Below are 14,220 nucleotides of genomic sequence, written 5' to 3'. Positions count from 1 at the left end.
ATGTTGGTGATCGCCTGGTGCGAGGTGTCCTCGCAGGCGATGTGGCAGCGGCCGCATTTGATGCAGGCATCCTGGTCGATATGCGCCTTGGCCACATAGTTGAGGTTGAGATACTGCCAGTCGGTGACGTTGGGCGTGGCGCGGCCGACGATGTCGGCGAGCGAGGCGTGGCCCTTCTCGTCCATCCAGTTCTCGAGGCCCGCGATCATCTCCTGCACGATCTTGAAGCCGTAGGTCATCGCCGCCGTGCAGACCTGCACATTGCCGGCGCCGAGCGCCATGAATTCCGCCGCGTCGCGCCATGTGGTGATGCCGCCGATGCCGGAGATCGGCAGGCCGCGGGTCTCGGCATCGCGCGCGATCTCGGCCACCATGTTCATGGCGATCGGCTTCACCGCCGGGCCGCAATAGCCGCCATGCGAGCCCTTGCCGTCGATGGTCGGCTGCGGCGCGAAACTGTCGAGATCGACGCCTGTGATCGAATTGATGGTGTTGATCAGCGACACCGCGTCCGTTCCACCTGCGTGGGCCGCTCGCGCGGGCTTGCGGATGTCGGTGATGTTGGGCGTCAGCTTGGTGATGACCGGCATGCGGGTGTTTGCCTTGCACCAGCGCACCACCATTTCGATATATTCCGGCACCTGGCCGACCGCCGAGCCCATGCCGCGTTCCGACATACCGTGCGGGCAGCCGAAATTGAGCTCGATACCGTCGGCTCCGGTCTCCTCGACCACCGGCAGGATCGCCTTCCAGCTTTCCTCGACGCACGGCACCATCAGCGAGACGACGACGGCGCGGTCCGGCCAGTCCTGCTTGACCTGCTTGATCTCGCGCAGGTTGGTCTGCAGCTCGCGGTCGGTGATCAGCTCGATGTTGTTGAGGCCGAGCAGGCGGCGGTCGGCGCCCCAGATCGCGCCGTAGCGCGGGCCGTTGACGTTGACCACCGGCGGCCCCTCCTCGCCGAGCGTCTTCCAGACCACGCCGCCCCAGCCCGCCTGGAAGGCGCGGATGACGTTGTAGGCCTTGTCGGTCGGCGGCGCCGAGGCCAGCCAGAACGGATTGGGCGACTTGATGCCGACGAAATTGTTCCTGATATCTGCCATGCTCATGCCCTCCCGTTAGAGGTCAGTGCCCGGTTAATGCTTTCGGCCGCGTCGCGGCCTTGCGCCACCGCCGAAACGGTTAGGTCGTCGCCGCCGAAGATGCAGTCGCCGCCGGCCCAAACCTTCGCCAGCGAGGTGCGGCCCTCGGCATCGACCTTGATGCGGCCGCCTTCCAGTTCGATCTCCGCGCCGCTGCCGTTCAGCGCGGCCGGAACAAAGCTCTGGCCGATCGCCTTGAACACCTGGTCGGCCGCGAGCGTGAGCCGCTCGCCGGTGCCGGCCAGCTTGTCGCCGTCCATCGCCGTGTATTCGAGCTCGATCGCCGACACCTTGCCGTTCTCGGCGATGACCCGCTTCGGCTGCAGCCAGTGGCGGATGGTGACGCCATTGGCAGCGGCCAGATCCTGCTCGAAGCCGGAGGCATTCATGTGCTCCTGGCCGCGCCGGTAGCAGATCGTCACTTCCTCGGCGCCGAGCAGCTTCGACTGCACCGCGGCGTCGATCGCCGTCATGCCGCCGCCGATGACGACGACGCGCCGGCCGACCGGCAGGCCGGAAAGATCGCTGGCCTGACGCAGTTCGGCGATGAACTCGACCGCGTTGGTGACACCATCGCTGCCCTCGCCGTCGGCACGCAGCGCGTTGACGCCGCCAAGCCCCATGCCGAGGAACACGGCATCGTAGTTCCGGATAAGGTCGGACAGCTGGTAGTCGCGGCCGAGCGCCTTGCCGTTCTGGATGTCGATGCCGCCGATCGAGGTGACGTAGTCGACCTCGGCCTGGGCGAAATTGTCGACGCTCTTGTAGGCGGCGATGCCGTATTCGTTGAGGCCCCCGGCCTTCGGCCGCGCCTCAAGGATGGTCACGTCATGGCCATGGCGGGCAAGCCGATGCGCGGCGGCAAGCCCGGCCGGCCCGGCGCCGACGACGGCGACAGATTTTCCGGTCGGTTCGGCGCGCGCATAGAACTGCTTGTCCTCGCTCATTGCGACATCGGTGGCGTAGCGCTGCAGCCGGCCGATCTGCACCGGCTTGCCCTCGGCCACCTCGCGCACGCAGACTTCCTCGCAAAGCGTCTCGGTCGGGCAGACGCGGGCGCACATGCCGCCAAGGATGTTCTGGTCGAAAATGGTCTTGGCCGAGCCGAGCGGATTGCCGGTCGAGATCTGGCGGATGAACAGCGGGATGTCGATCGAGGTCGGGCACGCATTCATGCACGGCGCATCGTAGCAGAAATAGCAGCGATCGCTTTCGACCAGCGCCTCGTGATGGTCGAGCGGCGGATGCAGGTCGGAAAAATTGTCGGCATACTGTTCGGACGACAGCCGGCCGCCGGCTATGCCCTCTTTGAAATGACCAGTCGCCATTCCGGTTCCCCTTGTTTTGTTTTGGGGAAGGCTAGCACGTTTTATTTTTTTATCAATTGGTCAATTTTCGGCCAAGTCGCTGAAAAGGCTCTATAAAAACATGATAATTATACTCATGTTATGGCAAGCACGGAGGGCTCGAATGACCCGGCGCTTTCGCTGCCCGGGCCATGGATCGACCTGATCTCCTCCGCGACCAGTTCCTGGAGCCGCCACAGATTGCGGTCGTGGATGCCGAACGTCTCGAGGTGACTGACGGTGTTGTAGAGATATTCGGCGCCGGAGCCGACATGGCCGCAGGCACGGGCCAGCACATGCGCCACCTTCTCCAGCGGCTGGCCGAGCGAGGTACCCCTGCCGGTCACCCCGACCCAAAAGCCTAGCGCCTTGCGCGGCCCTTGCGCGGTGCGCACCGGAACCCAGCGGACCGAGGCGACGCTTTCGTGATCATCGATCTCGCGCCGCAGCAGCCTTTCGATCTGGGCCGGCTTCTCACCGTCCGGCAGGCGATAGATGACGCCGTCGCAGCGGCCGCCCCGTTCCAGCGCCATCATCAGCCCGGGCTGCGCGGCGCTGCCGCGCCAGCGAACCATGTCGAGGCAGAACGACCGATGCCAGCCATGGGCCGAGGCGCGCTGCTGCTCGACGGAATCGAAGGCCGGCTTCCAGATCAACGAGCCATAAGCGAACACCCACAGCGGCCCCTCGTCGGCTTCGCCGGACAGACGCTGGGCAAGCGCGCGGAAATCATCGTCGTTCAATTGCGTCCAGCTGCCGTCCGGACCTGGATCGGCTTCCTCCCGATGACAGAGCGCCACAAGCTCCGGCGTGAGCGACATCTGCCGCATGATCGTGATCCCCTCATTGACGGACAAGCAAAGGCGAAAACCGCATGGCGCGCAAGATTGCAGGCACAGCGCCTTGCCGCCGTCGATTTCCGGCCCATGTCGGATTCCTGTCGCCGGATCATCCTAAGATCGGTCACGGGATGATCAACCGACGAAAACCAAGGAGCATGACGATGCCGAAATCCCCGATGCCGTTCTTCTGGTACGAGTTGATGACAACCGACCTCGACGCCGCCGAGGCCTTCTACACAGCCGTTGTCGGCTGGAAGGGGCAACCCTTCGATACCTCGCCCGGCATGCCGCGCTACATCGTCATGAATGTCGGCGAGCGCGGCGTCGCAGGCTTGATGACGCTGCCCGAGGATGCCGCCAAGATGGGTATGCCGCCCGCCTGGCTCGGCTATATCCATAGCAAGGATGCCGACGGCGCGACCGCGTCGCTCAAGGACGCGGGCGGCACCGTGCACCGCGCACCCGGCGACATTCCGGGCGTCGGGCGCTTCGCCGTCGTTGCCGATCCGCAAGGCGCGACCTTCATGTTCCTGCAGCCGAACCAGCCCGATCAGCCGCCGGTGCCGGCGCGAACGCCAGGCCACATCGGCTGGCATGAGCTCTACACGACGGACTGGACGGCAGCCTTCGATTTCTATGCCGAGCAGTTCGGCTGGACAAAGGCCGGCGACTTCGACATGGGCCCGGCGATGGGCACCTACCAGGTCTTCGCTTTTGGCGGCGAGCCCGTCGGCGGCATGATGAATAAGCCCGAACAGATCCCTGTGCCGGTCTGGCAGTTCTACTTCAACGTCGCCGCCATCGACGCCGCGGCCAAGCGCGTGACCGACAATGGCGGCAAGGTTATCATGGGCCCAATGGAGGTGCCCGGCGGCGATTGGATCGTGCAATGCACGGATCCGCAAGGCGCGCATTTCGCGCTCATCGCGCCGATGCGGTAAAACCACCGCATTGCGATTGGTGAAAGCGGCAGCAACAGCCGATCTCCCGCTTGGGCGGATTGTCCGGCCCTCCTCCGCAACTACTGCGGAGGACGGGCAAGACAGAGAGGGCGCCGTCCCGCCGACCTCACCCTAGTGCGTTACTCCGGCGTCAGAACGGCGACTTTGAGGTCGGCCTTCTTGCTGCCGCTGAGCTGGACGGTGGCCGGGCCGGCCGACAGCTTGAAGCGCACGCTCTTGCGAATGCCCGGGCAGGTCTTCACACCGCTGAACCCAGCCGACTTCACGGCATGGCCGTCCTGCACGATATCGATCCAGGCCTCATCCGACAGGCTAACCTGCAGCTCTCCTTCAGGCGGCACGACGATGCTTGCGGTCGCGCCGAACGTGCCGGCTGCCGGCGCACGGTCCGGTGGCACTTCAAAACTGACCGTGTCGACCGCTGCGAGCGTGAAATCCATCGCCTGGCCGACCGTCAGGGCAGCGCCGGACTGCGCGGCCGGCGCTGCCGCAAACAGTGCCTGCTCGCGTGCCACCGGCCATTTGAAGGCATCACAGCCGCTGTCGGCAGCCATGGCGAAGCTGGTGCCTGCAAGGATTGCGAACAGGCTGATGACGATTGTTTTCATGGCGAAGGGAACTCGGATGGTTGGCATACCGGCATCAATACAACCATAGCGATACTTATGCAACCATGAAGGGAAATATTTTTGGGAGATGAAACCATTTTCACTCACCGATTGTTGAAGGCAGGGCATCGGAAGTGAGTGGTCCATTGCCGGGCGATATTTTATGGCCAGGCGGGGAGGCAAAATGGAGTTTTAGATGAAGCTTTTCGAAGGTCTTTCCCAGTACCGGCCACAGGCGCTCGGCGTGCTGCGCATCGTGACTGCGCTGCAATTCATCGAGCATGGCACCTAGAAACTGTTCAATTTCCCTGTCGGCGAGCACGCTGGTGCCTTGAGCGGGTTGCCTCTGGCTGCCGGCATCCTTGAATTCGCCGGCGGCATCCTTCTGGCCCTGGGGTTGTTCACCAGGCCGGTGGCGTTCCTTCTGGCTGGCGAGATGGCGATCGCCTATTTCATGGCGCATGCGCCGCGCGACTTCTTCCCGGTCAACAATGGCGGCGACTCGGCGATCTCGTTCTGCTTCATCTTCCTCTATCTGGTGTTTGCCGGCGCCGGCGCCTTCGCGCTGGACAACCGCCGCAACGCGTGACCTGCGAAACGGATGCGCGCCTGGTTTCAGGCGCGCATCCGCTCGAAATTGGCGTCGAACAGCGGCGCCGATTGGATGCGCGCGCCATGGCGCTTGCCCAGAATCTCGATCTCGAAGCCGTCGGCCTCGTCGGCGATCTCCTTCGGCACATAGCCCATGGCGACCGACCTTTTCGCGTGATGCGCGTAGCCGCCCGAGGTGACCCAGCCGCGCACGGTGCCGTCGAACCAGATCGGCTCGTCGCCGATGACGTCGGCATCATCCGCCTCGACGATGAAGGCGCGCAGCCGGAGCTTGCCGCCCTGCTTGCGTTCGGCCAGTGCCGCCGCCTTGCCGATGAAGTCCGCCTCCTTGCCGTAGGCCACGAAGCGGTCGAGGCCGGCCTCCAGCGGCCCGTAGATCGGCCGGTACTCGCGCGCCCATGAGCCATTGTTTTTCTCCAGCCGCAGCGCATTGAGCGCGCGCGACCCGAACAGGCCGATGCCGAATTCCTCGCCCGCCGCCATCAACGCCCCGAAGGCGGCGCGCTGATACTCCGGCGCCACCCAGATCTCGTAGCCGAGATCGCCGGTATAGCTGACGCGGCCGACCAGGCACGGCGCCATGCCGATGTCCATCCTGGCCACCACCATGAAGGGGAATGCGGCGTTGGCGACATCCGCGCGCGTCACTTTCGCCAGAACATCCCGCGCCTTCGGTCCGGCGATGGCCAGCCCGGTCAACTTCTGTCCCAGCGCCTCGATGCGCACCGAACCGTTCTTCGGCAGATGCGCCTCGAACCAGCGCATATGGTATTGCTCGGCGATGCCGGAGCCGGCGATGAACCACTCGCCGTCGTCGATGTTGGCCAGCGTGAAATCGCCGATCAGCCTGCCGTCATTCTTCAGCATCGGCGCCAGCGTCATGCGGCCGCGCTTCGGCAGCTTGCAGGCCAGCATGCGGTCGAGCCAGGCGGCTGCGCCCTCGCCGGTCACCGCGTATTTGGCGAAGTTGGAAATCTCCGCCAGGCCGACGCCGCCGCGCACCGCCGCCACTTCCTTCGCGACATGGTCGAAATCGCTCGAGCGCCGCCAAGAGAACTCGTCCCTGACGCCGTCAGGGGCATACCAGAGCGGCACCTCCAGCCCGTAGGACACGCCCCATTGCGCGCCCTTGGCCGAGAGGGCGTCATAGACCGGCGTCGTCTTCAGCGGCCGTCCGGCCGGCAGTTCCTCGTTGGGGAAGCGGATCGAGAAGCGCCGCGAATAATTTTCGCGCACCTTGGCATTGGTGTAGGCCATTGTCGCCCAGTCGCCGTAGCGCGCGACATCCATGGCCCAGATGTCGGCGCCGGGGTCGCCCTCGATCATCCAGTTGGACAGCGCCAGCCCGACGCCACCACCCTGCGAGAAACCAGCCATGACGCCGCAGGCGACCCAGAAGCCCGGCAGGCCACGCACCGGCCCGACCAGCGGATTGCCATCCGGCGCGAAGGTGAAGGGGCCGTTGATGATCTGCTTGATGCCGGTGTTCTGGAAGGCGGGGAAATGCCGGAAGCCGACTTCCAGCGACGGCGCGATGCGATCGATGTCCGGCTCCAGCAGTTCATGGCCGAAATTCCACGGGGTCTGGAACTCGGACCACGGCTTGTTGGCCTTCTCGTAGGTACCCATCAGCATGCCGCCGCGCTCCTGGCGCAGATAGAGCTCGCCGTCGAAATCGACCGCATGGATGATCTCGGTGCCGGTCCTCTGGTTCCAGGCGGCGACCTCGGGCATGTCCTCGGTGATCAGGTACATGTGCTCCATGGCGAGCACCGGCAGTTCGAGGCCGACCATGCGGCCGACCTCGCGCGCCCACAGGCCGCCGGCATTGACGACATGCTCGGCCACCACCTCGCCCTTGTTGGTGATGACGCGCCATGAGCCGTCGGGCCGGCGCACGATGTCCTCGACCTTGGTGAAGCGCTCGACCTCCGCACCCAGTTTCCGGGCCGCCTTGGCATAGGCATGCGTCACGCCGGACGGATCGAGATGCCCGTCCTCCTTGTTGCGCACGGCGCCGACGAATTGCTTTGGATCGAGCAGCGGCATCAGCTCGGCTGCTTCGTTGGGCGAGATCTCTTCTAGGTCGATGCCGAGATAGCGGCCCTTGGCGACGACACCGCGCAGCCAGTCGAGCCGCGCCTCGGTTGCCGCCAGCAGCACGCCGCCGGTCAGGTGCACGCCGGTCGCCTGGCCGGACAATTCCTCGATCTCCTTGTAGAGCGAGATCGTGTATTTCTGCAGCTTGGCGACGTTGGGGTCGCCATTGATGGTGTGCATGCCGCCGGCCGCGTGCCAGGTCGAGCCCGAGGTCAGTTCGTCGCGCTCCAGCAGTACGACATCGGTCCAGCCGTGGCGAGCCAGATGGAACAGCACCGAGCATCCGACGACACCGCCGCCAATGACCACGACCTTTGCATGCGATTTCATGGGTTTTTTCTCGTTAATTCAGCGGTTTAGGAAGATAAGATGAATCGGAAAGGCAGCGCCTCGCGCCGGCGCTGAAGTCACGGCTCGCCCTGCCCGATCGCTTCCTTGCGGCGCGCCATATAGGCTTCGAGCGCCTCGCGCACGGCAGGATCCATCGCCGGCTCAGCATACTCCTCCAGCGCCTTCTTCCACAGCCGCGTTGCGCGCGCGGTCGCGTCGAGGCCACCGGCTTCCTGCCAGGCTTCGTAAGTCTGCCAGTTGGAAAGCATCGGCTGGTAGAAGGCGGTGGCGTAGCGCTCCAGCGTATGCGGCTCGCCGAAGAAATGGCCGCCGGTCGGCACCGCGCCCAATGCCTCGACCGCGAGCTCCCCTTCGTCGACAACGATCGGGCGCAGAAACTCCATCATGTGCTGGATCATCTCGACGTCGATGATGAACTTCTCGAACGATGCCGTCAGCCCGCCCTCCTGCCAGCCGGCGGCGTGGTAGACGAGGTTGCCGTGGCCGAGCACCGCGCCCCATAGCGCCATCAGCGTCTCGTAGGCGCCTTGCGCGTCGGCGGCGTTGGAGGCCGAACCCGGCGTCGTGCGGTACGGCAAATCATAGCGCCGCGCCAGTTGCCCGGAGGCGATATTGGCCTTGGTATTTTCCGGCGTGCCGAAAGCCGGGGCGCCCGACCTCATGTCGACATTGGAAGTGAAGGCGCCATACATGACCGGCGCGCCGGGCCGGACGAGCTGCGTCAGCACGACGCCGAACAGCGCCTCGGCGTTCTGCTGCGCCAGCGCGCCGGCCAGCGTCACCGGGCTCATCGCCCCCATCAGCGTGAACGGCGTCACCGCCACCGACTGGCCGAACTCGGCCATGGTCATCAGACCCTCGGCCATCATCTCGTCAAAACGGCGCGGCGAGTTGACCGAGATGATGGTGGCGATGCCCGGGTCGTCGCGCATCTGATCAAGCGTCAGCCCCCGCGCGATCGCCATCATCTCGATGCCGTCGAGCGCCCTCCCCCGGCCAATCGCCGAGACATGGAAGCATTTGTCGGTCAGCGTCAGGTTGGCGAAGTAGGTGTCGAGATGGCGCGAATTGGCCGGCAGTTCGATCGGCGCGCAAACCTGGTTGCCGAGCATGTGGACGCAGTTGAAATGCTGCGCCAGCCGCACGAGGTCTTGATAGTCGCGCAAATTGCCGGCGCGGCGGCCACGCTCCATGTCGTGCACGTTGGGCGGCCCGGCGACGAGCGTGAAATTGATCGTGTTGCCGCCGAGATGGATGGCGTGGGCCGAGTTGCGTGGGGTAAGCGCGTAGCTGGCACGCGTCGTCTTCAGTGCCTCGGCGACCATGCCGCGATCGATGCGGACATTCATCGATGCGTGATCGACCCTGGCACCCGCCTTTTCGAACAGCGCCAGCGCCCGTGGGCTCATCACCTCGATGCCGAAATTTTCAAGGATGTGCATCGAGGCTTCATGGATCGCCTCGATCTGGTCGGCCGAGAGCAGCGCCATCGGCGGATAGGGGTTGGTCACCCGCCTTGCCGGCAATTGCGGGATCGCGGACGGCCCCCGGTTGCTGGTTCGCTCAGTGCCGCGCTTGCGTCTTGGTTCGATCATGCCGCACATCAGAGCGCCGGCACGAAAGCGCGGCTGTCAGAAATCCGCCATTTGCAGGCGTGATTTTAGCCAAGGCGGCATTTCTGGAATTCCATTGCGACAAAAGCGACATCGAGAGTCGAAATTATAATACCGGCCCGGAGCGGCGACGATGGCTCGCCAGCCGTTAAGAAACGCCGCAAGAATCCCTTTATGTTTTCGGCCTATTCGTCTGCCGATGCGTAGGTCGAGTTTTAGTAAAATTGTAGCCGTCACCGTGCTGCTGGCGTTGGCGCTTTCGGCCTGCGCGACGCCGCCGAGCCATATCAACGACGTCTGCGCCGTCTTCGACCAGAATGACGGCTGGTTCGACAACTGGCAGGCGGCGGCCGAGCGCGCCGAGCAGAAATATGGCGTGCCGTTGCCGGTGCTGATGGCGACGGTGCGCAAGGAATCCGGCTTCAAGAGCAACGCCAGGCCGCCACGCACCAAGCTGCTCGGCTTCATTCCGTGGAAGCACGTCTCGTCGGCCACGGGCTTCTCGCAGGCGCTCGACGGCACCTGGTCGCAGTACCAGAGCGAGACCGGCAATTGGGCGGCGCGCCGCACCCGCTTTGCCGACGCGGTCGACTTCGTCGGCTGGTATCATTCCAAGACCGCCGACACCTACGGCGTCGCCCGCACCGACACCTACAATCTTTATCTCGCCTATTATCTTGGCTGGACGGCGTACGGTCGCGGCAATCGCGGCGATGCCGGCGTGCAGAACTACGCCCGCGCCACCGAGAAGATGGCGCGGGACTATGCGGCGCAGCTACGGCAATGTGGAAACTAGCCCCTTCCGGTATTAGTGCCGCCTTGTCGTATCTTTCGGCTTTTTAGCACCGGTTTCGGAAGTCTCGTCGCGCACTTTGTTGCGACGGGCTCGCATTCCAGCCTGGTCCTGCTCCACGGCCTCGCCGATCTGGTCCGCTTCGGGAGTCGACGATTTGCCACGCGGCCGGTTGGGAGCCGTTCCTGTCAAACCCGGCCCCGCGCCGTGCACATCTTCCGGCACGCCCTCATGCGCGGCGTGCTCCTTGTCGAACTTGATCACCTGATCCATCTTCGCCAGCACGTCATCGGCAAGCCAGCACAGGCTCATATGGCCGTCGCCGAGGTTCTTCACCGGCGGCACCTTGGTCTCGCACAGATTGTCCGGCACCAGCTTCTTGTAGCCGCAGCGCGTCTGGAACGGACATCCGGTCGGCGGGTTCATCGCCGACGGAATGTCGCCCTCGAGCACGATGTGCTTCTTGACCACGCTGGTATCGGCGATCGGGATCGCCGATAGCAGCGCCTCGGTATAGGGATGGTAGGGCGGCGAGAAGATCTGGTCGGTCGTCCCCTGCTCGACGATATAGCCGAGATACATGACGACGACGCGGTCGGCGATGTAGCGCACCACCGACAGATCGTGGCTGATGAACAGCATCGTCGTCTTGTTCTTGCGCTGGATGTCCATCAGCAGCTCGGTCACCGCCGCCTGCACCGAGACGTCGAGCGCCGAAACCGGCTCGTCGGCCACCACCACCTTGGCGTCACCGGCAAAGGCGCGCGCCACGCCGATGCGCTGTTTTTGGCCGCCCGAAAGCTGGCGCGGCTTGCGGGTCTCGAAGGCCCTCGGCAGCTTCACCAGGTCGAGCAGCTCCAGCATTCGCTTGCGGCGCTCGGCCACCGTCTTGCCGACATTGAATTTTTCCAGCGTGCGGATGATCTGCGAGCCGACCGAGTGGCTGGGGTTCAGCGTATCGAACGGGTTCTGGAACACCATCTGGATCGACGACACCGTCTCGACGTTGCGGCTCTCGATGCCGGTCGACTGGATCTCCTTGTTGCCGAGCGTCACGCTGCCGGAGCTCGCGGTCTCCAGCCCGAGCAGCACCTTGGCCAGCGTCGACTTTCCGCAGCCGGATTCGCCGACGATGGCCACCGTCTCGGATTCGCGCGCCTCGAAGGAGATCGTCTCGTTGGCCTTGACGACGCGGCCCTCGCTCGAGCCGAACACTTCGCTGCCGCCGACCCTGTAGTATTTCTTGAGGTCCTGGATCTTGAGCACGGGCGCGCCGGGCTCGACCTTCTCATTGACCTTCTTGGCGCCCGGTGGCAGCGCCTCCCAGTCGATCTCGTTGAAGCGCACGCAGCGCGAGAAATGGCCCTCATGGCCATCGACTGCGATCATCGGGATTTCGGCGGCGTTGCAGACGCCCTCGACGAAATGGTGGCAGCGCGGGCCGAAGTTGCAGCCCTTCGGCCGCTCGTGCGGCAACGGCAACTGGCCGGGGATCGAGATCAGCGGCCGGGAATTCTTGTCGGCGCCGGGCAGCGGGATCGAGCGGAACAGGCCTTGCGTATAGGGGTGGCGCATCCGGTCGAACACGTCCTTGATCTTGCCGGTCTCCCCCGCCTCGCCCGAATACATCACCGTGATCTTGTCGCAGGTCTCCAGGATGAGGCCCAGATTGTGCGACACGAAGATCATCGAGGTGCCGAACTTCTCGCCCAGCCCCTTGACCAGGTCGACGATGCCCGCCTCCACCGTCACGTCGAGCGCCGTGGTCGGCTCGTCGAGCAGAAGCAGCGCCGGCTTCGACAACAGCGCCATGGCAATGACGATGCGCTGCTGCTGGCCGCCCGAGAGCTGGTGCGGGTAGGAGCGCATCATGCGCTCGGGATCCGGCAGCTTCACCGCGCGCACCATTTCCAGCGCTCTGCTGTAGGCCTCCTCCTTCGACACCTTGTCGTGGATCAGCGGCACTTCCATCAGTTGCTGGCCGATCTTCATCGCCGGGTTAAGGCTCGCCATCGGCTCCTGGTAGATCATGGCGATCTTGTTGCCGCGGATGGCGCGCAGCTCATCCTCGGACAATTCGCCCATGTCCTTGCCCTGGAACTTGATCTTGCCGCCGACGATCTTTCCGATATTGGAAAGGTCGCGCATGATGCCGAGCGACACGGTCGACTTGCCGCAGCCGGACTCGCCGACGATGCCCATCGCCTCGCCAGGCATGACCGTGCAGGAAAAGTCCATGACGGCCGGTATCTCGCCCTTGCGCGTGAAGAATGAGATCGACAGGTTCTCGATCTCGATGATCGGCCCAGGGGTCGGCTTGCCGGGATTTCGAACTGCCTCGTTCATGGGTCGCTCCAATCCTTGGTCTCTAGTTGAGCATGATCATATCCGAAAACCGGGTACCACTTTTCGGGATCATGCTTGGGGGCCTTCGACCCCGCCATCAATCCTTCATCGACTGTTCGCGCAGGGAATCGGCCAGAAGGTTCAGCCCCAGCACGAACGACATCAGCGCGATCGTCGGCGGCAGCGCCGGGTGGATGAAGGAGCGCAGCAGCCGGCTGGCGTCCTTGATCGCCGTGCCCCAGTCCGGGCTCTCTGGCGCCAGTCCGAGGCCGAAATAGCCGAGCGTGCCGAGCAGGATCGTGGTGTAGCCGATACGCAGGCAGGCATCGACGATCAGCGGCCCGCGGGCGTTGGGCAGGATTTCCCACAGCATGATGTACCACGGCGATTCACCGCGCGTCTGCGCCGCCGCCACATAGTCGCGCGTCTTGATGTCCATGGTCAGTCCGCGCACGATGCGGAACACGCCGGGGCTGGAAGCGAACACCACCGCCACGAAGATGTTGAGCTGGTTGGGATCGATATGCACGATCTTCAGCGGATCGGCGTCGAAGACAAGGCCGGCATAGATCCAGCCGCCGATGACGAGCGTCAGCCCGAGCAGGATATAGAGGCGGTCGGGGCGGTTCTTGTAGCGGGTCCAGAACAGCACGCTGAAGAAGATGATCGGGAACAGGAAAAACAGCCCGGCCATCGCATAGGGGATCGGCGTGTCCATGATGCCGGGCGTCACCAGCAGGTAGAACAGCAGGATCACTGGGAAGGCGAGCACCAGATTGGCGAGGAAGGACAGGAATGTGTCGATCCTGCCGCCATAGTACCCGGCCGGCAGGCCGAGCGTGATGCCGACCATCAGCGCGAAGCCGGTGGCCGCCGGCGCGATGATCAGCACGATCTGGCTGCCGAACACCATGCGCGAGAACACGTCGCGGGCGAGCTTGTCGCCGCCGAAATAGTAGATGAGCTTCGAGGTCGGCTCGATCGCGCCCGGCAGCGCGTCCTTCATCACCGGCACCTGCGCCAGCGGATCGAAGGGCGAGATGGTCGAAGCGAAGATCGCCGTGAACAGCCAGAACAGGCAGATGCCGACGCCCACGATGCCGACGCCGCTGTCGAAGAGCTGGCCGTAGAGGCCGAGCTTCTTCTTGTAGACGAAGCTCGCCCCCAGGACGATGGCGAGCGCTATCCAGACCGGCCAGAACCGCGAGATGACGCCGAGCACGACATTGAAGGCACTGATATATTCGAGCTGCATCCGCTTCGCCCCCTACTGAACTCTGATGCGCGGATTGAGAAACGCGTAGCCGACATCGGAGATGAGCTGCGTGATCAAGACGATGAACACCGAGACCAGCGAGCAGCCGAGCAGAAGGTCGATGTCGTTGTTGCCGGCAGCCTCCACCAGCGTGTAGCCGAAGCCCTGGTAGCGGAACATCACCTCGACGATGACGACGCCGGTGAGCAGCCAGGGGAATTGCAGCATGATGACGGTGAACGGCGCGATC

Annotated in this window: 11 protein-coding genes and 1 pseudogene; 3 read left to right on the top strand and 9 right to left on the bottom strand. The window is 64.3% G+C overall.

What is annotated here, in order from left to right; genetic code table 11:
• From preA to EN738_RS17805, 3 genes are all read right to left on the bottom strand, one after another.
• A partial coding sequence (gene preA, locus EN738_RS17815; protein ID WP_127284829.1) for an NAD-dependent dihydropyrimidine dehydrogenase subunit PreA occupies positions 1–1,103 on the bottom strand: 1,103 nt, incomplete at its 3' end.
• A gap of 2 nt (positions 1,104–1,105) precedes the next feature.
• A complete protein-coding gene (locus EN738_RS17810) occupies positions 1,106–2,470 on the bottom strand; it encodes an NAD(P)-dependent oxidoreductase (RefSeq protein ID WP_127284828.1) in 1,365 nt (454 codons plus the stop codon).
• 113 nt (positions 2,471–2,583) lie between these two features.
• Positions 2,584–3,318 (bottom strand): gamma-glutamylcyclotransferase, encoded by a 735-nt coding sequence (locus EN738_RS17805; RefSeq protein WP_127284827.1) that lies wholly within the window; start codon positions 3,316–3,318, stop codon positions 2,584–2,586.
• A gap of 173 nt (positions 3,319–3,491) precedes the next feature.
• On the opposite strand from EN738_RS17805, the gene EN738_RS17800 reads away from it, so the two are divergent.
• The gene (locus EN738_RS17800; RefSeq protein WP_127284826.1) at positions 3,492–4,271 is read left to right on the top strand and encodes a VOC family protein; all 780 of its coding nucleotides are present in this window, start codon (positions 3,492–3,494) and stop codon (positions 4,269–4,271) included.
• Positions 4,272–4,411: 140 nt separating this feature from the next.
• On the opposite strand, the gene EN738_RS17795 is transcribed toward EN738_RS17800, so the two are convergent.
• Positions 4,412–4,900 carry a hypothetical protein gene (locus EN738_RS17795; RefSeq protein WP_127284830.1) on the bottom strand — a complete coding sequence of 163 codons (489 nt, stop codon included), beginning with the start codon at positions 4,898–4,900 and terminating at the stop codon, positions 4,412–4,414.
• A gap of 196 nt (positions 4,901–5,096) precedes the next feature.
• On the opposite strand from EN738_RS17795, the pseudogene EN738_RS17790 reads away from it, so the two are divergent.
• Positions 5,097–5,489: pseudogene (locus EN738_RS17790) on the top strand (DoxX family protein).
• Positions 5,490–5,515: 26 nt separating this feature from the next.
• On the opposite strand, the gene EN738_RS17785 reads toward EN738_RS17790, so the two are convergent.
• Positions 5,516–7,942, bottom strand: a complete 2,427-nt coding sequence (locus EN738_RS17785) for an FAD-dependent oxidoreductase (protein ID WP_127284825.1) — start codon at positions 7,940–7,942, stop codon at positions 5,516–5,518.
• Positions 7,943–8,019: 77 nt separating this feature from the next.
• Positions 8,020–9,558, bottom strand: a complete 1,539-nt coding sequence (locus EN738_RS17780) for a trimethylamine methyltransferase family protein (RefSeq protein WP_145966869.1) — start codon at positions 9,556–9,558, stop codon at positions 8,020–8,022.
• A gap of 217 nt (positions 9,559–9,775) precedes the next feature.
• Here EN738_RS17780 and EN738_RS17775 point away from each other — a divergent pair, with 217 nt between their 5' ends.
• Entirely contained in the window at positions 9,776–10,372 is a 597-nt protein-coding gene (locus tag EN738_RS17775; protein WP_127284823.1) for a transglycosylase SLT domain-containing protein, read from the top strand.
• Positions 10,373–10,384: 12 nt separating this feature from the next.
• On the opposite strand, the gene EN738_RS17770 is transcribed toward EN738_RS17775, so the two are convergent.
• The 3 genes from EN738_RS17770 to EN738_RS17760 all read right to left on the bottom strand — a co-directional run.
• Positions 10,385–12,715: an ABC transporter ATP-binding protein gene (locus EN738_RS17770; protein ID WP_127284822.1), complete on the bottom strand. Its 2,331-nt coding sequence runs from the start codon at positions 12,713–12,715 to the stop codon at positions 10,385–10,387.
• Positions 12,716–12,812: 97 nt separating this feature from the next.
• On the bottom strand, positions 12,813–13,970 hold the full coding sequence (locus EN738_RS17765) for an ABC transporter permease (RefSeq protein WP_127284821.1): 1,158 nt from the start codon (positions 13,968–13,970) through the stop codon (positions 12,813–12,815).
• A 12-nt stretch (positions 13,971–13,982) separates the two neighbouring features.
• Positions 13,983–14,220, bottom strand: a 238-nt coding sequence (locus EN738_RS17760) for an ABC transporter permease subunit (protein WP_127284820.1), incomplete at its 5' end; no start/stop codon positions are given.

The sequence above is a fragment of the Mesorhizobium sp. M4B.F.Ca.ET.017.02.2.1 genome, assembly GCF_003998955.1.
Taxonomy (GTDB): Bacteria; Pseudomonadota; Alphaproteobacteria; order Rhizobiales; family Rhizobiaceae; genus Mesorhizobium; species Mesorhizobium abyssinicae.
The sequence above is the reverse complement of the archived record's forward strand: the minus strand, read 5'-3'. Positions and strand labels throughout refer to the sequence as shown.

Excerpts from the sequence above, each read along its gene's own strand:
- EN738_RS17810 (WP_127284828.1), bottom strand. The coding sequence starts at position 2,470 with ATGGCGACTGGTCATTTCAAAGAGGGCATAGCCGGCGGCCGGCTGTCG.
- EN738_RS17805 (WP_127284827.1), bottom strand. The coding sequence starts at position 3,318 with ATGCGGCAGATGTCGCTCACGCCGGAGCTTGTGGCGCTCTGTCATCGG.
- EN738_RS17800 (WP_127284826.1), top strand. The coding sequence starts at position 3,492 with ATGCCGAAATCCCCGATGCCGTTCTTCTGGTACGAGTTGATGACAACC.
- EN738_RS17795 (WP_127284830.1), bottom strand. The coding sequence starts at position 4,900 with ATGAAAACAATCGTCATCAGCCTGTTCGCAATCCTTGCAGGCACCAGC.
- EN738_RS17785 (WP_127284825.1), bottom strand. The coding sequence starts at position 7,942 with ATGAAATCGCATGCAAAGGTCGTGGTCATTGGCGGCGGTGTCGTCGGA.
- EN738_RS17780 (WP_145966869.1), bottom strand. The coding sequence starts at position 9,558 with ATGATCGAACCAAGACGCAAGCGCGGCACTGAGCGAACCAGCAACCGG.
- EN738_RS17775 (WP_127284823.1), top strand. The coding sequence starts at position 9,776 with ATGCGTAGGTCGAGTTTTAGTAAAATTGTAGCCGTCACCGTGCTGCTG.
- EN738_RS17770 (WP_127284822.1), bottom strand. The coding sequence starts at position 12,715 with ATGAACGAGGCAGTTCGAAATCCCGGCAAGCCGACCCCTGGGCCGATC.
- EN738_RS17765 (WP_127284821.1), bottom strand. The coding sequence starts at position 13,970 with ATGCAGCTCGAATATATCAGTGCCTTCAATGTCGTGCTCGGCGTCATC.